Source organism: Streptomyces europaeiscabiei (genome assembly GCF_036346855.1).
GTDB lineage: Bacteria > Actinomycetota > Actinomycetes > Streptomycetales > Streptomycetaceae > Streptomyces > Streptomyces europaeiscabiei.
This window is the reverse complement of record NZ_CP107841.1, coordinates 9,599,543-9,617,488: the sequence shown is the minus strand read 5'-3', so window position 1 is coordinate 9,617,488 and position 17,946 is coordinate 9,599,543. Positions and strand designations below refer to the sequence as shown.

Below are 17,946 nucleotides of genomic sequence, written 5' to 3'. Positions count from 1 at the left end.
TCGTTGGCGACTGCGGGTCCGGTGGGGCTTCTCGCGCAGTTCCCCGCGCCCCTGAAATGCCAGGGCTGCGCCCCGTGCCTTCAGGCCCACCGACCCGTCACCTTCAGACCCACCACCCGTGGGTTCAGGCCCACCGACCGTGCCTTCAGGCCCGCCGCCCATGCCATCGGGCCCACCGGACCGTCGCCTTCAGACCCACCGCCCGTGGGTTCAGGCCCACCGGACCGTCACCTTCAGGCCCACCACCCGTGGGTTCAGGCCCACCGACCCGTCACCTTCAGGCCCACCACCCGTGGGTTCAGGCCCACCGGACCGTCACCTTCAGGCCCACCACCCGTGGGTTCAGGCCCACCGACCCGTCACCTTCAGGCCCGCAGGGCCGTGGTCTTTCAGGCCCGCAGGGGCCTGAATCCTTCAGGGGCGCGGGGAACTGCGCGAGAAGCCCCACCGGACCCGCGTCCGACAATGAACCCAACCGGCCCGCTCAACAGCTGTGCCGGTCCCGTTCCGGCGAGTACAGGTGGCTGTCCCGGAACTGCCGCGCACCAAGCGTCCGACCGACCATGATCACGGCGGTGCGCAGCACACCCGCCTCCTTCACCTGCCCGGCGATGTCCGCGAGCGTGCCCCGGAGGATCACTTCGTCGGGCCGGGACGCGTAGGCGACGACCGCGACGGGGCAGTCGGCCCCGTAGTGCGGGAGGAGCTCCTCGACGACACGGTCGACGTAGCGGGCGGCGAGGTGCAGCACGATCAGCGCGCCGCTACGGCCGAGCGTGGCCAGGTCCTCGCCCTCCGGCATGGCGGTGGCGCGCTGGGCGATGCGGGTGAGGATCACGGTCTGGCCGACGGTCGGCACGGTCAGCTCCCGCTTCAGGGCAGCCGCCGCCGCGGCGAAGGCGGGCACGCCCGGGACCACCTCGTACGGCACTCCGGCCGCGTCGAGCCGTCGCATCTGTTCGGCGACCGCGCTGAACACGGACGGGTCCCCCGAGTGCAGCCGGGCCACGTCGTGGCCCTCCTCATGGGCGCGCAGCAGCTCGGCGGTGATCTGGTCCAGGTCGAGCTGGGCGGTGTCCACCAGCCGTGCGTCCGGCGGGCATTCGGCCAGCAGTTCGCGCGGGACGAGGCTGCCCGCGTACAGGCAGACCCGGCAGGCGGCGAGCGTACGGGCGCCGCGGACCGTGATCAGGTCGGCGGCACCGGGGCCGGCCCCGATGAAGTACACGGTCATCTGTCTGCTCCTGGAAGGGTGTCGAGGGTCTTCTCCACGGCCCACTGGGTCACCGGCATCGCCTGCCGCCACCCGGTGAAGCCGCCCACGGGCACGGTGTGCGCCACCGCGAGCCGCACCAGCTCGCCGCCGTGGCGGCGGTGGGCGGCGGCGAGCAGCGCCTCGGACTCCAGCGTCACGGTGTTGGCGACCAGCCGCCCGCCGGGGGGAAGCGCCTGCAGGCAGGTGTCGAGGAGGCCCGGCGCGGTGAGGCCGCCGCCGATGAACACGGCGTCCGGCTGTGGCAGTTCGGCCAGCGCGCCGGGCGCTCCACCGGTGACGATCCGCAGGCCGGGCACGCCGAGCCGGTCGGCGTTGCGGGTGATGCGTTCGGCCCGCACCGGGTCGCGTTCGACGGTGACCGCCCGGCAGGAGGGGTGCGTACGCATCCACTCGATGGCGATCGAGCCGGACCCGCCGCCGACGTCCCACAGCAGTTCGCCGGGTGCCGGGGCGAGCGCGGCCAGCGTGGCGGCGCGCACATACCGTTTGGTGAGCTGTCCGTCGTGCTCGTACGCCTCGTCGGGGAGGCCGGGGACGGCGCCGAGCCGCAGGGTGTCCGGGGCCCGCCGGCACTCGACGGCGACGACGTTGAGGGGGTCGCCGGGCGGGTGTGTCCGCGCCCAGTCGTCGGCGGTGGTCTCGGTACTCGTCCGTTCCCGCTCCCCGCCGAGCTGTTCCAGGACGCGCATCCGGCTCGGCCCGAAGCCCCGCTCCCGCAACAGGGCGGCGACCGCGGAGGGCGTGCCGGCGTCCGCGCTGAGCACAAGGAGCCGGCGGCCCTCGTGCAGGGCGGCGGCCAGGCGGGCGGCGGGTCTGCCGACGAGCGTGACGACCTCGACGTCCTCCAGGGGCCAGCCGAGGCGGGCGACCGCGTAGGAGACGGAGGAGGGGTGCGGCAGGACGCTCAGCCGGTCACCGGCCTCCTCGGCGAGGGCACGGCCGATGCCGTAGAACATGGGGTCCCCGCTGGCCAGTACGGCGACCCGGCGGCCGGCGTGCGCGGCGAGCAGGGCGGGGACGGCGGGGCGCAGGGGCGAGGGCCAGGCGATCCGCTCGCCCGCGCACTCCGGTGGCAGCAGGTCGAGCTGTCGTGGGCCCCCGATCAGGACCTCGGCGTCGCGCAGAACCTCCCGGGAGGCGTCGGGGACGCCTCGCCAGCCGTCGGCGCCGAGCCCGACGACGGTGACGGCGTACGGCGGTCCTGGTCGTGCGGGGGTCACTGCGCGGTACCTCGGCGGATCGGGGGCGACTGTCGGGGACGACAGAGGCGCACTCTACTGGGCGGTGACCTGCGCGCCTGTGCCCGGGTGCGCCCCGCCCGCTCCTCGCGCTCCTTCTGTGCCGACAGCGGCTTCCTCTGCCGACAGCGGCTTCGCCGCCCTCGTCTGCCGGTGGCGCCCGTCGTCCCGGTCGAGTCGGCGCATGCCGTGGTGACCAGACAGAGGACGCCGGCCAGGACGCCGGCCAGGGCGACGGCCAGGACGCCGGCCGCCGGCCGCTTCTTCGGCATACGGGACTCCTTGGTGCGAGGGTGCGGGCTGCTCGGGCAGCTCGTCCTGCGACGGGCTCCGTCGCAGTAGTCGGACGGCGGCCCGCGCGAGTTCCCGTCGATCCCCGACTCCTTTGCCGTGATGAGGAGATGGCCCCGCCTTCGGCTTCCGACGGGCACAGCGGGTCTGCGCCGCGTGCGCCGCCGCGTGCGGACTGCCGATCAGGCCGGAGGCACTGCCCCGGCACCCCCGGGTGACCACGGCGCCACCGGGTCACCCGGCCCCTGACGGCCGCCGGCCGCCCCGCCCCACTCAGCCGTGTGTCAGCGGTCGGACGGGGGTGCCGGCGAGGAAGGCGTCAATGTCCTCCACCGCTTCCTCGTAGAAGGTGCGGTAGTTCCGTTCGGTGACGTAGCCGAGGTGCGGGGTGGCGAGCACGTTCGGCAGGGAGCGCAGGGGATCGTCGGCGGGGAGGGGCTCGGTCTCGAAAACGTCGAGACCGGCGCCGGCGATCCAGCCCTCCCGCAGGGCCCGCAGAAGTGCCGGGCGGTCGACGATGGCGGCGCGGGAGGTGTTGACCAGGTAGGCGTGCGGGCGCATGGCGCGCAGTTCCGGCTCGCCGAGCAGGCCGCGGGTGCGGCCGGACAGGACGAGGTGGACGGACACGAAGTCGCTGCGGCCGAGCAAGTCCTCTTTGCTTGCGGCGAGTCGGGCTCCGGCTTCGGTCGCCCGCTCGGCGGTGAGGTTCTCGCTCCAGGCTAGGACCTCCATACCGAAGGCGGTGGCGACGCCCGCCACCCGGGTGCCGATCTTGCCGAGGCCGAGCAGGCCCAGGGTGCGGCCGTGCAGGTCCTGGCCGACGGTGGACTGCCAGGGGCCCCCTTCCCGCAGGATCCGGCTCTCGGCGGTGACGTGCCGGGCGAGGCCGAGGAGAAGCGCCCAGGTCAGTTCGACGGGTGGGGTGGGGCTGCTCGCCGTACCGCACACGGTCACACCCTGGGCCTGCGCCGCGGCGAGGTCGATGGAGGCGTTGCGCATGCCGGTGGTCACCAGCAGGCGCAGCCGGGGCAGTCGGCGCAGGAGAGCGGCGTCGAAAGGGGTGCGTTCCCGCATGGCCACGACGATCTCGCAGTCGGCGAGCTCGGCCACGAGCCTGTCCCGGTCGGTGATGTTCTCGCGGAGCGTGCGCACCTCGACCTCGCCGGCGAGGGGGCTCCAGTCGGCCATGGCCAGGGCAGCGCCCTGGTAGTCGTCCAGCACTGCGCAGTGGAGGGTCATGCGGGCAGTCTGCCTTTCCTCGGCAGCCGACGTCGCCTCCGAAATCTCCGTACCCGACGGCTCCCTCAGGTCCACCGACGCATCCCCGTGTGATGCACGCAACATGGCCGCTGATTCAAATTTGAATCAGGCAGGACTAGGGTCGACAGTAGCGATTGGCTTCAAATTTGAAACACATACGGATCCGGGTGGCGGAGCGCGCTCACCGCCGGGCCGGCCGATCACATCGTTCGCTCGCACCCTGGAGTTCCCCCATGCCCACCTCCCTCGGTCGCGCCTCCACCGACGCCGCCCCGCGCTACGCAAAGCAACTCGCCTCGCACTTCGGCCGGAAGATCCCCACCGAGGAGACTCCCGAAGGGGGTCACCGCCTCACCTTCGAGCAGACCGACGTCCTGCTCCAGCCGGCCGAGGACCACCTCCTGATCCGCGTGAGCGCACCCGACGAGTCCACGCTCACCACCATCCGGGAGGTCGTGGGCAGCCACCTCGAACGCTTCGGCCTCCGCAACGAACTGACCGTCGCCTGGGAGGAGCGCTCCGACGGCTGACACTCCCGGGGCCGCCCGCAACGGCCCGCACCCCGGATCGATCATGGGCAGGTCGGCGCACCCTTCCCCGGCGGCTTCAGCGGCACGCTGACACCGTCGGCAGCGCCGTAGCGGGCAGCGAGGCCCCGTCGCACCCCTCCACCTCACCGAAGCGGGTGCCGGTCACACCCGCATCCGGTCCTGGTGGGCCCTGGGCCTGTTCGATCTCGGGCCGGGTGCGACCGAGGAGGTTCCGGAACCCAGCGAACTCCTGCACGCATCGCCGCAGGTCAGCCGCATCCCGGCCTGCTCACGGTGGACCGACTGTGAACCAACCGCCTACCCGAACAGCCGCCGCCGGATCGCACGACGGTAGTCCTCAAGCGTCTTGTCCAGGTGCACGGCTGTCGCCTGGGCCGCGGCTTCGGGCCGGCCGTCCCGAATGACCTCGCAGATGGCCGCGTGCCCCTCGACCGCGGCCTCGGCATGGTCGCTCAGCGCGTCATGCATACCGATCGCACCGGACTACCGCTGCAGCCGGCGTGCCTCACGTACGGCCTCGACGAGGAAGGTGTTGCGCGAGGCCGCCGCGACCCCGGCATGGAAGTCCTCGTCCGCCTGGTTGAACACCTCCACCTGCCCGTGGACGAACCCGTGGCGGCACATCTCGACGGCCGACTTCGACGAGAACCGGCGCCGGCCGACGCCTGACCGGGCCTGCCTCGCGAGGGTCCGGTCAGCCTCGTCGTCCAGAAGTCGGGGTGTCGAAAAGAGTCGGCGGGCGGGCGGAGCTCACAGTCCTCGGCGGCAGCAATCAGGGACGGCGGCCCCGCGCCTTCCAAGCGGAGGGGTCAACAGCTCGACGGCGCCGGAGGCGTCGATCAGGCCTGGCCGATCGCGACCAGCGCGCGGTCCAGGACCGCCTGGACCTGGCCGAGGGCCGAGATCGTGGTCACCAGGCCCTGAGCTTGGTAGTGGTCGACGACCGGCGCCGTCTCACTGCGATAGACCTCCAGTCGCTGACGAACGGTTGTCTCGCGGTCGTCATCGCGCTGGTACAGCTCACCGCCGCAGACGTCGCAGGCTCCTGCCACTTCAGGCGGGCTGTAGTCGACATGGAAGATGTGTTCGCGGTCCTGACGGCACAACCGTCGTCCAGCGATCCGCCCGACCACCTGGGCGTCGGGAATCTCCAGGTCCAGCACGGCGTCCAGTCTCGACTTCGAGTCGGCCAGGATGCCGTCCAGCGCCTCCGCCTGGGCAAGATTGCGAGGGAAGCCGTCCAGCAGGAATCCGCACTCGGTGTCCGGACGGGCAAGGCGCTCTTTGATCACCCCGATGGTGACCTCGTCCGGGGCCAGAAGGCCGGCGCGTATGTACGTGTGGGCGTTCCGGCCGAGCTCGGTGCCCTGGTCGATGTGCTCGCGAAACAGGTCACCGGTGGAGATGTGCTGGATCGACAGATGCGCGGCAAGGCGCACTGCTTGCGTCCCCTTGCCAGCTCCGGGCGGCCCGATCAGGAGGATGCGCATCGATGAGGTGTCCCTTCGTCATGCCTGGCCATCAAGTCGCCTCTGGGACACACGATCGCCGCGCACCGATGTCATTGCCATCCGGTAAGCCATCCCCTGGCGGTGAGGATAACCACACCTTGGGACATCGCCGCGTTGAGGTTGATGCGCTATGGAACTGTCGCCGGGCAGGCGTCCGCAGTCGGCTTGCCGACGGCCTCGTCGAAGCGCGCGACGGGACACCTGAAGCCGTGTCCGTCGCCGTCCGCCGCCGGCTGACGGGCGATGCCGGCACAGTTCCCGGGTTGGAGCCGTACAGCAGGGTCAGCGCGGTTCCGGTGGCGCGCCGGGCTACGTGCCGGGTCACGCCGTGCAGGGGTTCACATCCCCTGAAGAAGACAGGCTTGGGAAGGCTCGGGAGGTGCGCGGGGCCTCGGCCGAGGCGCTGACTCGCCGCCCGTCCGGCATCGCGTTGGTGAGTGTGAAGTGGGGCACGATCAGCGTCAACAGTTTTCGAGCAACGTCCGACAGGTCGGACAGATTCGCCCGTGCCCGGCAACTCACCACCGCCCCCGGATTCCTGATACGTCCGGCCACCCGGACGACATGAGCCGACGGCAAGGTCCGCCACCGAAGGCGCGGGATCACCGGTGGCGCGGTTGAGGCGGTTGAGGCGGTTGAAGCCGGCATCCGCAGACACCCAGTCACCCGATCCGCACGACCGACTGGACTGAACACTTCCAACACCTCCTATGTATTGACCTGCACAGCCCTGAGGGTCGAACACGTCCGTCAGTAGCAATCCTGGGTTTGATCTGGCAATTTCTGTCGATCACCTAGACAGACCGCCGACTCGTGCCCGTTAATACATCCGATGTTGCTCCGCCGAAACATAGGCGGTGCACAAGGTATGCAGCGACGCCGTGCGCTGCCCTCCGAGCTGCCAGGGAGAAGACCTTGTCAGAGTCGATCGCCCGCCGAAGAGGCGCTCGTCGGCATGGCGGGCACCGGCGGCAGGCTTCGCCCCCGCGTCCAGGGCCCCACCCCGACAGGAAGAGCTGCTGGCCGGCACACGCCGTAACGCCTGGGCCGGGTGCCTCACTTGGGGAGTTCGCATCGCTCCCCCACCTGCTCCGCGCTCAAGCCACGGTTCACCCTCGGGCTCTGCCCGTCCCGACGAGCCACCCTCTTCCCGGACGACGCCACCGCAGCCCGTCAGTTCACCTCCCGGGCCGGCCCGCGCGTCGCTCCGGCCGACACCGCTCGCGACTCCCGGGGCAGCCCGGCCGCCGACCTCCCGGCGCACCACGACACCCGGCCGCCACGGAATGCCCCCGCACGCCGCCGCCGCAAGCAACGCCATCAACGCCGTCACCGCAGGCAATGCCATCAGCGCCGTCACCTCAGGCGATGCCATCGATCCACAGGAGTGGAACATGTCCCCTTCCAGAATGAACCGCCGTACGTTTCTCGGTGCGGCGGGGGCGGCGACCGCCGCGACCGCTCTGCCGCTCACCCCCGGCTTCTCCGGCCTTCTGTCGCAGGCGTCGGCCGCGGACGCGCAGACCAACCTCGGCAAGATGGCCGACATGCGGTTCGGCATGTTCAACCACTTCAGCCTGGGCACCTTCACCAACCAGGAGTGGGCGGAACCCAACCAGAGCCCCGCCCTCTTCGCCCCGCCGAGTGTCAACTGCGCGCAGTGGGCCGACGCGGCGGCCGCCGCGAAAATGAGCTACGGCATCCTGACCACCAAGCACCACGACGGCTTCGCCCTGTGGCCCAGCGCCTACGGCACCCAGAACGTCGCCAACAGCTCCTACAAGCACGACGTCGTGCAGGCGTACTGCGACGCCTTCCGCGCGAAGGGACTCAAAGTCGGGTTCTACTACTCGATCTGGGACCGCACCTTCGGCGTAGAGGCATGGGAGAGCCGGCACAAGGTGTCCGGGCTCCAGATCACCGACGCCATCCGGCCCAGCCACATGACCTTCATGCTCGGTCAGATCCGCGAGCTGCTCACCAACTACGGCACCATCGACATGTTCATGACGGATGGCTACGCGTGGCAGATGGGGCAGCAGGCCGTCTCCTACCAGGCGATCCGGTCGCTGGTGAAGGAGCTGCAGCCGGACTGCGTCACGCTGGACATCGGCGGACTGTCGGAGCCCTTCCTCAGCGACGCGATCTTCTTCGAGGAGCCGCTGGGTGTCACGGCGCCGACGGGCAACACCTATGCCGGTATGCAGGGGCAGACGATCAGCAACGGCTGGTTCTGGCACCCCTCCACCCCGACCGAGAGCCTCATGAGCAAGGCCTCCATCCTCTCGCACCTGGCCGACCTGGAACCGAAGTACACCTCGTTCATCCTCAACTGCCCGCCCAACCGCAACGGTCTGCTCGACACCAACGTCGTCAACCGGCTCGCCGAGGTCGGCGCGGCATGGAGCCCCAACACCTCCAGGCCACCGCTGCCCGCCCAGCCGCTGCGCGCGGAGCACCCCGTCACACCGGTCAACGCCTACGCCACCGGCTTCCACACCGGCGAGGGTCCACTGAACGCCATCGACGGACTCAGCGACGTCCGCTACGAGACCTGCTGGTCGACCTGGGGGCTGCCGGCGCCGCTGCCGCAGTCCATCACCATCGACCTCGGTGGCGTGTGGAGCAACGTCTCCACCCTGGAGTACCTGCCCAAGCAGTGGAGCCGCAACGACTCCACCGACGGTGACATCACCTCCTGCACCATCCTCACCAGCACCGACGGCGTCACCTTCACCCAGGTCGCCACCGGCACCTGGGCCGGCAACAGCCGCAAGCCGAAGCTGGCCGAGTGGCCCAACCGGAACGTGGGCTTCGTACGGATCCAGGTCAACGCGGCCACCGGCGGCTACGCCAACATCAGCGGCGTCCGGATCGGCGGCCGGTCGCTCAAGCCGGCACTGGTGTCCACCACACTGCCCGGCGACAGCACCGTCTACCGCCTGGTCGCCCGGCACAGCGGCCAGGCCGCCGACGTGGAGAGCAGACGCACCACCGACGGCACCAAGGTCCTGCAGTGGCCCCCGCTCGACCAGACGAACCAGAAGTGGACCTTCGTCAAGACCGGCGACGGCTACTACAAGATCAAGGGGGTGGGCAGCGGCAAGCTCCTGGAGATCCAGGGTCTGTCCCGCACGGACGGCGGCACCGCCGGCATCTGGGGAGACGCCGCCGCCCCCCAGCAGCACTGGGCCGTCACACCCACCGGCGACGGGCACTACCTGCTCATCAACCGCTACAGCGGGCTCTCCCTCGCCGTGGACGAAGGCAGCACCGCCGACGGAGCCGCCGTCGAGCAGCAGCCCTACACGTCACAGACCCACCAGCAGTGGAAGATCGTCCCCTTCTGACCCTGCCGTCCGCGGGCGCGGGCCCCTTGCGGACCCCGCGCCCGCGGAACGGTGCCCGACTCCCCGGACGTTGCCCGGTGAGCGGCTGGTTCGCAGGGGGCTCGCTCGGCGGCGGGGTCAGTGCTGGCGAACTGGAACCCCGTCGGCTGCAGGACTTCCGGCCGCAAGGCGATCCCGTTGATGGTCAGCCGTTCTCCGCCGTGGAGCAGTGGCCGGCCAGCGGTCTGACCGATGACCCGGTACGAGCGATCGACGACCGACCTCGAACTCTCGCCCCCTCGACCCCTCGCCCCCGCCGCCAACCGACAAGGCCGGCGACGGCCCGGGTAGGTCCCGGATCCATGCTCGAGCGAGGCCGACTTCGACAAGATCGAAACCGTTCGCGCCAGCCCCATGCCCTGGGAGGGGTGGCGGTGTCCGTCATAGTGCGAAGCCGCCACCCGCCTTCCACCCCAACCCTTGCTTCAGCTATCGAAATTCGATAGATTCCCATCGTAAATCGATGGGAGGATGGGTGATGGGAAAACTGACCGTGCGTGCGCTGCGCGCCGTGCTCGTGGTGATGCTCGCCGGCACCGTGTTCGTGCAGGCAGGGATGGTGTGGGCCTTGGCAACCGATCCGGAGGACGGGTCGCTCCCGCTGACCCCGCTGCGCGTGATCACGATCCTGGGCATGGTGTCGGTTCAGGTTGCCCTGGTCTGTGTATGGCGGCTGGTGACGATGGTGCGACGCGGAACCGTGTTCTCCCACGCCGCCTTCCGGTACGTGGACGGCGTGATCGGCGCGATCGTGGCGGCTGCCCTCATGTGGTTCGCGGTCACCGCCCTCAATGCGCCGGGCCAGCGGGACGACCCGGGCGTCACCGTCATCATGGGCGGGATCGGCATGGCCATCCTGGGGGTCGCGCTCATCGTGCTCGTGCTGCGGATGCTGCTCGCCCAGGCAGTCGCTCGCGACGTCGAAGCAGCGCAGATGCAGGCCGAGTTGGACGAGGTGATCTGATGCCGATCACCGTCGACATCGACGTGATGCTGGCCAGGCGGAAGATGTCCGTGGGCGAGCTCGCGGACCGCGTAGGGATCACGCCCGCCAACCTGGCGGTACTCAAGAACGGCCGCGCCAAGGCGGTACGCTTCGCGACACTCGCCGCGCTCTGCGAGGTGCTCGAGTGCCAGCCGGGCGACCTGCTGCGCTGGGAGACCGAGGACACCGCGGGCGGATGACGCGCCCCCCATCTCGCCTCCCGTGCTGGACGTTCTTTCAAGGAAGTGACACGGCTGCCGGACGCCCACCCGATCAGCGGACTTCCCGTGGTGGACCACGGCGGCAAGGTTCTGGGAGTGATCTCCGAGACCGACCTGGCCCACGGCCGGGCGGCCCGCCGCCGATCGTGGGGCTCCAGCGCCGACGGAGACGTACACCCTCATGCCCCGCCACGACGACCGACCTCGGACCGTGGCCGCGGCTACGGCCACCGCCACGGACGCCGCCGACGCACCGTCCGACATCGCCATCGCCGTGGACCGACTGGTGACTGCCGGCCTCAAGGCGCAGGCCGACCACGGGGCGCTCACCCAGGAACAACCGCGAACACCCCGAGCACCTGGGGGCCGATCAGTCGGCACCGATGGCCCCAGGGCCGCATCGGTCTGCCTCGCGGCCGCGCCCGTTCTGTGGTCACGCTGGTCCTGGGCCTCTTCCTGCAGGCAGCGTCATCGGCCGAAGGAGTTGATCGACATGACGACCGTGGCAGACGTACCGGACCGCCCCGTCCGGGTGAACGCGGTGCTCGACGCACCGCTGTCCCGGTGGCTGTGGCTGGTGAAGTGGATCCTGGTCATCCCCCACTACGTGGTGCTGTTCTTCCTCTGGATCGCGTTCACCGTGGTCAGCGTGATCGCGTTCTTCGCCATCCTGTTCACCGAGCGCTATCCACGCCCCCTGTTCGACTTCAACCTGGGAGTGCTGCGCTGGACGTGGCGCGTCGCCTACTACTCGTACGGCGCCCTGGGTACGGACCGGTACCCGCCGTTCAGTCTGGGTGAGGAACCCGACTACCCGGCACGGCTGGACATCGCCCACCCCGAGCGCCTGTCCCGCGGCCTGGTGCTGGTGAAGTGGTGGCTGCTGGCCATCCCGCACTACATCATCATCGGCTTCTTCGTCGGCGGCTGGCACCTCGGCTGGTGGGAGGGTGGGCTCGTCGCCGTACTGACGTTGATCGCCGCCGTGACCATGGCCTTCACCGAGAAGTACCCCACGGACCTGTTCGACCTGATCCTCGGCCTCAACCGGTGGGTGCTGCGGGTCGCCGCCTACGCCTCCCTGATGACGGACGCGTATCCGCCGTTCCGGCTCGACATGGGGGGCACCGAGCCGATGGCTTCGAGAAAGCCGTGATGACACCCCAACCGGCGTCGTCGTCGCCGTGACCCTCGGCTGCCATGCCCGCGACCGGCCGGGCATGCGCCCACGGGGCCTGGGAGCGGCTCCCAGAACCCGTACGACCGTGTACCGACCGGCTGTGATCAGTCGTGCGGGATCACCGCCACCGGCGTCGAGGCGTGGTGCAGCACCGCGTGAGTGACCGACCGATGTGGCTGCCGACCGGTGCACGGCGGATCCGTCGTCCCACGACGATCAGCGCCGCCGCCCGCGAGGCGTCCACGAGGTGGGCGCCCGCGCCGCCGACCACGCTCTGCGTACGCACCTCGACGTCGGGGAACTTGTCCTTCCAAGGCTCCAGGGCGTCCTCGTCGCCGTAGGAGGACGGCACGCTCCAGCCGTGCACGACGCGCGGCACGGCCTCGCGGTACCGAGCGGCGTCGAACGCGAACTCGATGACCGCGTCACCGGGGTCCACGAGATCCCGCCCCAGCAGGCCGCCGTTCGGCAGTTGGGCCCTCTGGCGCAAACCCTCCCCCATCAGAAGGAGACCCCTTTGACCAGTGCCGACAACAAGACCAAGACCATGCCCATCGTGCGGCTACGCTCCGACGATGCCGTGGACGAGGACACCATGGCTTACACAGGCATGAAGATCGACACCGTGAGTCGGCGGGACTGCCCTCCGTCACCGGAGAGATCCGTCCCGCAGCACGGGCGCGAGCGTGTCGCGGGACTGTACGGGCATGAGTACTCTCCCTGTGACCCGTCACCGGTCGGTCCTGATCTCACGTTCGGCCAGTCGACCACACCTGTTGCCGACGATCGTCGGCGGACACGGCCTGTGGTGCGGCAGCGTGTGGGCCACCCGGCCGAGCCGGGGCCCGGAGTGGTCGCTGTCCGCGCCGGGCCGCAGGGGTGCGCGGGGCGGTGCGGGGCTTCATCGTCACTTTTCCATCGTCGGCAGGGGCCGTTCGGCCCTTGCGCGCCGGCCTCACCGTCGTCGGCAACCTGGTCGCCGACGACGCCCAGGACGCACTGCTCCAGGCGGCGTCCGAGTCGGAGATGCTCGTACTCGGCTCCCGGGGCCCGACTCCCGTGGAGAGCTGCTTTCTCGGTGACATCAGCATGATCGTCGTGGCATGCGCGGAGCAACCCGTGGATCCTCGGAGTCCGCCGTCGCCACTGTTACCGCGTGGCCCCATGGCCCGGAGCCGCTCGCCGGCTAGCCCTCGGCTAGCCCTGCTTCACCGGCACGCGCCACATCAGCGAGGTACCGCCGTCGGCGGGTTCCGTCAGTTCGAGGCGGCCGCCCAGGTGTTCGGCCCTCTCCGCCATGTTGCGCAGGCCGCTGCGGCGGCCGTCGGGCGGAATGCCTACGCCGTTGTCGGTGACCGACAGCCGGACCTCCCGCCCGTCGGTCGCGAGGACGACCTCCGCGCGGTCGGCTCGGGCGTGCCGGGCGATGTTGGTCAGGGCCTCGGAGAGGACGGCCACCACGTTGTCGGCGATGTCCTTCGGTACATCGGTGTCCAGGAGGCCCTCCATCCGCACGCCAGGAGCGAAGCCCACCACCGGCGCCGCTTCCCCCACCACCCGCACGGCGCGGGCCCGCAGGCCGCTCCCCTCGGTTCCCTCACGCGTGCGCAGGCCGAAGATCGTGGATCTGATGATCTTGATGGTGTCGTCGAGGTCGTCCACCGCCCGTGACACGCGTTCGGACGCCTCCGCGTGCTCGATGAAACGGCCCGCGCTCTGCAGGGTCATGCCGGTGGCGAACAGCCGCTGGATGGCCAGGTCGTGCAGGTCTCGGGCGATCCGGTCCCGGTCCTTGAGCACCGCGACCTCTTCGGCCTCCAGACGGCGCTCCGCCAGCTCCATCGCGATCGCCGCCTGAGCGGCGAAGCCCTTCAGGAGGTCGATCTCCCTCTCGGAGAACGCGATGTGCCCGGCCTCCCTCACCAGCAGGAGGACACCGCGCACGCCGCTCTCGCCCGTCCCTACGGGGACGGCCACGGCCGGGCCGAGGCCGGAGAACCTGGGTGGTCCCACCGAGATGCGTTCGTCGTGGGTGACGTCCGCGCTGGTGACGGCGGTCGCGCCGGAGAAGGCCTCGCCGATCAGGGTGCCGTGGATCGGCAGAACCATGCCCTGGAGGGCGTCCGCTCCGTGGCCCAGGGCGAGCTCCACCGACAGCGACTGTGTCTCCTCCATCGGCATGGCCACCACGGCCAGGGCCGTACCGGTGATCTCCCGGGCCTGTTCGGCGATGAGTCCCAGGACCTCGGCGCGCTCGCCGCCCGCCATCAGCCGGTGGACGATCTCGGCGTTCGCCCGCAGCCAGCGCTCACGCAGCCGGGACTCCGCGTACAGCCGAGCATTGTCGATCGCGACTCCGGCGGCCACGGCCAGCGTGAGCGTGACCGAGACGTCCTCCTCGTCGAACTGGGCGCCGCCCCGTTTCTCAGTCAGGTACAGGTTGCCGAAGACCTGGTCCCGGACCCGGATCGGAACGCCGAGGAAGGTGTTCATCGGCGGGTGATGGGGCGGGAATCCGTACGACGCCGAGTGCTCCGAGATCTTCGCCAGGCGCAGCGGCTCCGGGTGGTGGATCAGCTCTCCCAGGATGCCGTGGCCCTCCGGATACGGTCCGATCCGGGCGATCTGCTCGTCGGACACGCCCACCGTGTGGAAGGCGGAGAGGCGCTTGCCGTCGGGGCCGATCACGCCGAGCGCCGCGTACTCCGCGTCGACCAGCACCGCCGCGGCCTCCACGATGCTGCGCAGGGCCTGCTCCAGGTCCAGCTCCCGGCCGACCGAGAGCACCGCCTCCAGCAGGCTGTGCACCCGGTCACGGGTGCCGCGGGCCGCGTCCAGACGGGCCTGCAGCTCCTCCAGCAGCTCGTCCAGCCGCAGCTGCGGCAGCCGTACGCGGGCCTCGTCGGGGCTTCCCACCTGCTGCGCCTCCAGATCCCCTGGTACGACGGACCCCCACCGGTCCGGTCATCTGCCAAGTTAGTCGTCGGCAGCCTGGGGTGGTAGCGGATCCGGCCGAGTCGCCCTACTGCCCGGTCAGGGCCAGGATTTCGGTCCGGACTGAGGATCGGCGTCTGCGGCGACCATGGCGGCGCCCCGAGTCCGGGGACTGCTTCCGTGCCGCGGAGCCGGGCCACGTCGCGTGCTCGCCGTTGCGCGGCCCGACCGGAGGGCGGCCCGGCAGTTCTGCCCGCGACGGAGGGCGGTGTCGGCCGCTGAAAGGGCCCCGGGTCAGGACCATCGGCCCCTGTGGGGCCCGGGTGATCCGAGGGACACTGAAGACAGGAGCGGCACCGATCCCCCGCGGTGCCGCTCCGTTGGTCCACCTGAACGCTGTCGGTCGGGCGGTAGGACCGCGGCAGGCGCGACGGCGGGCCGAAGGACACCGTGCGCCACCGGGGCGCGGGCTCTGGGAGCCCTACGGTTGCGCCGTCCCAGGAAGACCAGCGAGGCACCACGCGAAGCGTCCACCAGCCGCGCACCCGCGTTGCCGACCACCGCTTCCTCCGTCGCGTCGATGCCGGAAGGCCAGTGCTGCCACGGGCGGAGCACGTCGGCCGATTCGTGTGAGGTCCTCCTGCTCCAGCCGTGGACAACGCGCAACCCTGTGTCACGCCTGACCGCGGCGCCGAACGCGAAGGCGAGGACGTGGTCGTCGGGGGCACACAGGTCCGGCCCCGGCACCACATCGTGGTGTGACATCGCGCGACAACCGGCCGCTCCGGCGCTCGGCGGGGGCACCGGCTCGTCCGCGAACGGCACATGGGAATGGGGCTGTCGCTCCCCCGCGTGCGCGACACGGAGGGGAAGCCCGTACATACCCGGCTTCACGAGCGGCCCAGTCCGGCGCCGCCGGGCTTTCGTCCGTTCCGTCCAGACCGACGGTGCCGGTACGGGGGCATGAGGGGGCCTCCGTCGGGGGCGTGCCGCCGCAACAGACGTCCCGTCATACGTTCGGGACCACGACGACGGGGCAGTGCGCGCGGTGCAGCAGGGTGTGGGCGACCGGCCCGAGGCGTGTGCCGAGCACGGTCGTACGGTGGTGGGCGCCGATGACGACCACGGCGGCCTCGCGGGTCGCCGCGTGTTCCCACGACGGTCAGCTCCGCGGTCGCGCTCTCGCGCACCAGCGCGGGTACCGCTCCGCCTTCCCCGGCGACGGTCTCCACCGCGATATCCGGATACCGGGGTTCGGGACGGAAGTCCGAAGCCGGGTGGCGTCAGACCGCCGGGACGGCGACCTCCTTGTGCGGCTGCTCGCCGAGCATCACCTTGAGGGCTCCGGTGTCGGCGGCCCGGGCGAACACGTCGTACGCCTCCTCCATGCGGTCCAGCGGGAAGGTGTGGGTGACCAGCTGCGCGGTGGGCAGGCGGCCGGCGGCCGCCATGCGCAGCAGGGTGGGTGTGGAGTGGGTGTCGACCAGGCCGGTGGTGATGGTCACGTTCTTGATCCACAGGTCTTCGAGGTGCAGCGTTGCGGGCTTGCCGTGGACGCCGACATTGGCGACGTGGCCGCCGGGGCGCACCATGCGCGTGCACATCTCGAAGCTCTCCGGGACGCCGACCGCCTCGATGGCCACGTCCGCGCCGAGCCCGTCGGTCAGGTCCGTGATCAGTTGCTCGGGGTCCTCACGGGCGTCGGCCACGGCATCGGCGCCGAGCCGCTTGGCGGCGTCCAGCCGGGAGGTGGCCAGGTCGACGGCGACGATCCGCTCGGGTGCGAACAGGCGTGCCGTGGCGATCGCCGCGAGGCCGATGGGTCCTGCTCCGACCACGGCGACGGTGTCGCCCGGGCGTACATGGCCGTTGAGCACGCCCACCTCGTACGACGTCGGGAAGATGTCCGCGAGCAGTACGGCGTCCTTGCTCTCGACCGCGCTGGGGAGCACATGGACGGACAGGTCTGTGTACGGGACGCGGACGTACTCGGCCTGGGTGCCGTCGATCAGGTGGCCGAGAATCCAGCCTCCGCCGCCCCGGCACTGGCCGTAGGCGCTCTCCCTGCAGTAGCGGCAGCGCCCGCAGGCGCTGATGCAGGAGACCAGCACCCTGTCGCCCGGACGGACGGTCCGGACGTCGCCGCCGACCTCCATGATCTCGCCGACGGCCTCGTGCCCCAGGACCGTGCCGGGATGCACCTCGGGCACATCGCCCCTGAGGATGTGCAGGTCGGTGCCGCAGATGGTCACGGCGTCGACCCGCACGATGGCGTCGGTGGGCTCCTTGACGGCAGGGTCCGGGATCTCCTCCCAGGCCGACTGCCCGGGGCCGTGGAATACGTAGCCTTTCATTTCACTCCTCACCGTCCTTCTATCGCGTGCCGGGATCACCCCACACATCCAGCTTGTCCCTCGGCCGCACGCTTCGCCTGGGCCGTCCGGCCCTCCCCGCCCGCCGACGGGGCACCTGCCCCGTCGGCGGGCAGCGGGGAGGGCCTACAGGCCCTGTCGAGCCAGGACAACAGGGACCGAACAGCCCTTCCGCGCACCTTGTCGGTACGGGTTGTCTCGTCCCATGGACGACAACCACACGAGGTCCACGCCGTACCGCACGCAACCCACCGTCGGTGGTACGACCGTCGTGACTCTGCGAGGCGAGCTCGACATCGTGACGGCGCCCTCGCTCGCGGCCCGCCTGGACGCACTGACCTCCGGTCCGGGCCCCGATCTGGTGCTCGACCTGCGTCAGGTCTCCTTCATCGACTGCACCGGGCTGGGCGTGCTGTGCGGGGCGCGGAACCGGGTGAAGGCCCGGCACGGTCGGCTACGGCTGGTCACGAACAGTTCCCCGTTTCTGCGGATCCTGCGCCACACCGGACTGACCGGCGTTTTCGACATCCGCTCCCGCCTGCCCGAGGCGGCCGCCGGGTCGCCGGTCTCCGATTCCGGATCCGATTCCGGATCCGGCTGCGGCTCCGTCTCTGCTTCGGCCGGCTGAGTCCGGCACCGGGCCCTGGCACGGGGTCGGTCGGGCCGCACGACGCCTTGGGCTCAACGGCCCTCCTCGCTGTCGAGTCGGTCCCGAACAGCCCTGCAGGGGAGCCCTCT

At 70.7% G+C, this 17,946-nt stretch carries 16 protein-coding genes and 3 pseudogenes; 8 read left to right on the top strand and 11 right to left on the bottom strand.

The genetic code is table 11. The annotated features are described in order from the left end of the window. Positions 1 to 484 precede the first annotated feature (484 nt). The 4 genes from cobM to OG858_RS41770 all read right to left on the bottom strand — a co-directional run bounded on the left by cobM (position 485) and on the right by OG858_RS41770 (position 4,044). Entirely contained in the window at positions 485 to 1,234 is a 750-nt protein-coding gene (cobM, locus tag OG858_RS41785) for a precorrin-4 C(11)-methyltransferase (protein WP_086753949.1), read from the bottom strand. Continuing rightward, positions 1,231 to 2,496, bottom strand: a complete 1,266-nt coding sequence (gene cbiE, locus OG858_RS41780) for a precorrin-6y C5,15-methyltransferase (decarboxylating) subunit CbiE (RefSeq protein WP_319065429.1) — start codon at positions 2,494 to 2,496, stop codon at positions 1,231 to 1,233. Before cbiE ends, cobM begins: the two co-directional genes overlap by 4 nt. Then, the gene (locus OG858_RS41775) at positions 2,493 to 2,786 is read right to left on the bottom strand and encodes a hypothetical protein (protein ID WP_319318611.1); all 294 of its coding nucleotides are present in this window, start codon (positions 2,784 to 2,786) and stop codon (positions 2,493 to 2,495) included. Before OG858_RS41775 ends, cbiE begins: the two co-directional genes overlap by 4 nt. 292 nt (positions 2,787 to 3,078) lie before the next feature. Then, complete coding sequence (locus OG858_RS41770) at positions 3,079 to 4,044, bottom strand: D-2-hydroxyacid dehydrogenase family protein (protein WP_319318607.1); 966 nt, start codon at positions 4,042 to 4,044, stop codon at positions 3,079 to 3,081. A 254-nt stretch (positions 4,045 to 4,298) separates the two neighbouring features. Here OG858_RS41770 and OG858_RS41765 point away from each other — a divergent pair, with 254 nt between their 5' ends. Beyond that, positions 4,299 to 4,595 (top strand): DUF2218 domain-containing protein, encoded by a 297-nt coding sequence (locus OG858_RS41765; protein ID WP_319259844.1) that lies wholly within the window; start codon positions 4,299 to 4,301, stop codon positions 4,593 to 4,595. A 318-nt stretch (positions 4,596 to 4,913) separates the two neighbouring features. Here the strand turns inward: OG858_RS41765 and OG858_RS48385 are convergent, their stop codons facing one another. From OG858_RS48385 to OG858_RS41755, 3 genes are all read right to left on the bottom strand, one after another. Next, positions 4,914 to 5,084 (bottom strand): hypothetical protein, encoded by a 171-nt coding sequence (locus OG858_RS48385; protein WP_406200773.1) that lies wholly within the window; start codon positions 5,082 to 5,084, stop codon positions 4,914 to 4,916. Positions 5,085 to 5,099: 15 nt separating this feature from the next. Further along, positions 5,100 to 5,327 carry an FCD domain-containing protein gene (locus OG858_RS48380; protein WP_406202041.1) on the bottom strand — a complete coding sequence of 76 codons (228 nt, stop codon included), beginning with the start codon at positions 5,325 to 5,327 and terminating at the stop codon, positions 5,100 to 5,102. Between the two features lie 128 nt (positions 5,328 to 5,455). Then, entirely contained in the window at positions 5,456 to 6,106 is a 651-nt protein-coding gene (locus tag OG858_RS41755) for an adenylate kinase (protein WP_086749837.1), read from the bottom strand. 1,415 nt (positions 6,107 to 7,521) lie between these two features. Here OG858_RS41755 and OG858_RS41750 point away from each other — a divergent pair. From OG858_RS41750 to OG858_RS41730, 5 genes and pseudogenes are all read left to right on the top strand, one after another. Beyond that, the gene (locus tag OG858_RS41750; RefSeq protein WP_086749847.1) at positions 7,522 to 9,477 is read left to right on the top strand and encodes an alpha-L-fucosidase; all 1,956 of its coding nucleotides are present in this window, start codon (positions 7,522 to 7,524) and stop codon (positions 9,475 to 9,477) included. 517 nt (positions 9,478 to 9,994) lie between these two features. Then, complete coding sequence (locus tag OG858_RS41745) at positions 9,995 to 10,480, top strand: DUF2975 domain-containing protein (protein WP_086749838.1); 486 nt, start codon at positions 9,995 to 9,997, stop codon at positions 10,478 to 10,480. Continuing rightward, on the top strand, positions 10,480 to 10,701 hold the full coding sequence (locus OG858_RS41740) for a helix-turn-helix domain-containing protein (protein ID WP_046707561.1): 222 nt from the start codon (positions 10,480 to 10,482) through the stop codon (positions 10,699 to 10,701). Before OG858_RS41745 ends, OG858_RS41740 begins: the two co-directional genes overlap by 1 nt. 45 nt (positions 10,702 to 10,746) lie before the next feature. Then, positions 10,747 to 10,833, top strand: a pseudogene (locus OG858_RS41735) (CBS domain-containing protein); the annotation flags it as partial. A 382-nt stretch (positions 10,834 to 11,215) separates the two neighbouring features. Beyond that, positions 11,216 to 11,878 carry a DUF4389 domain-containing protein gene (locus tag OG858_RS41730; RefSeq protein WP_086749839.1) on the top strand — a complete coding sequence of 221 codons (663 nt, stop codon included), beginning with the start codon at positions 11,216 to 11,218 and terminating at the stop codon, positions 11,876 to 11,878. A gap of 142 nt (positions 11,879 to 12,020) precedes the next feature. Here the strand turns inward: OG858_RS41730 and OG858_RS41725 are convergent, their stop codons facing one another. Next, positions 12,021 to 12,404, bottom strand: a complete 384-nt coding sequence (locus OG858_RS41725; RefSeq protein ID WP_327747862.1) for a universal stress protein — start codon at positions 12,402 to 12,404, stop codon at positions 12,021 to 12,023. A 449-nt stretch (positions 12,405 to 12,853) separates the two neighbouring features. On the opposite strand from OG858_RS41725, the pseudogene OG858_RS41720 reads away from it, so the two are divergent. Next, a pseudogene (locus OG858_RS41720) lies at positions 12,854 to 13,024 on the top strand (universal stress protein); the annotation flags it as partial. Positions 13,025 to 13,099: 75 nt separating this feature from the next. Here the strand turns inward: OG858_RS41720 and OG858_RS41715 are convergent. The 3 genes and pseudogenes from OG858_RS41715 to OG858_RS41705 form a co-directional block, all read right to left on the bottom strand. Next, complete coding sequence (locus OG858_RS41715) at positions 13,100 to 14,818, bottom strand: sensor histidine kinase (protein WP_086749841.1); 1,719 nt, start codon at positions 14,816 to 14,818, stop codon at positions 13,100 to 13,102. Positions 14,819 to 15,845: 1,027 nt separating this feature from the next. Then, a pseudogene (locus OG858_RS41710) lies at positions 15,846 to 15,980 on the bottom strand (universal stress protein); the annotation flags it as partial. Positions 15,981 to 16,119: 139 nt separating this feature from the next. After that, on the bottom strand, positions 16,120 to 17,190 hold the full coding sequence (locus OG858_RS41705) for a zinc-dependent alcohol dehydrogenase family protein (RefSeq protein ID WP_319318602.1): 1,071 nt from the start codon (positions 17,188 to 17,190) through the stop codon (positions 16,120 to 16,122). A gap of 223 nt (positions 17,191 to 17,413) precedes the next feature. Here OG858_RS41705 and OG858_RS41700 point away from each other — a divergent pair, with 223 nt between their 5' ends. Then, complete coding sequence (locus OG858_RS41700) at positions 17,414 to 17,836, top strand: STAS domain-containing protein (protein WP_328543910.1); 423 nt, start codon at positions 17,414 to 17,416, stop codon at positions 17,834 to 17,836. Positions 17,837 to 17,946 lie beyond the last annotated feature (110 nt).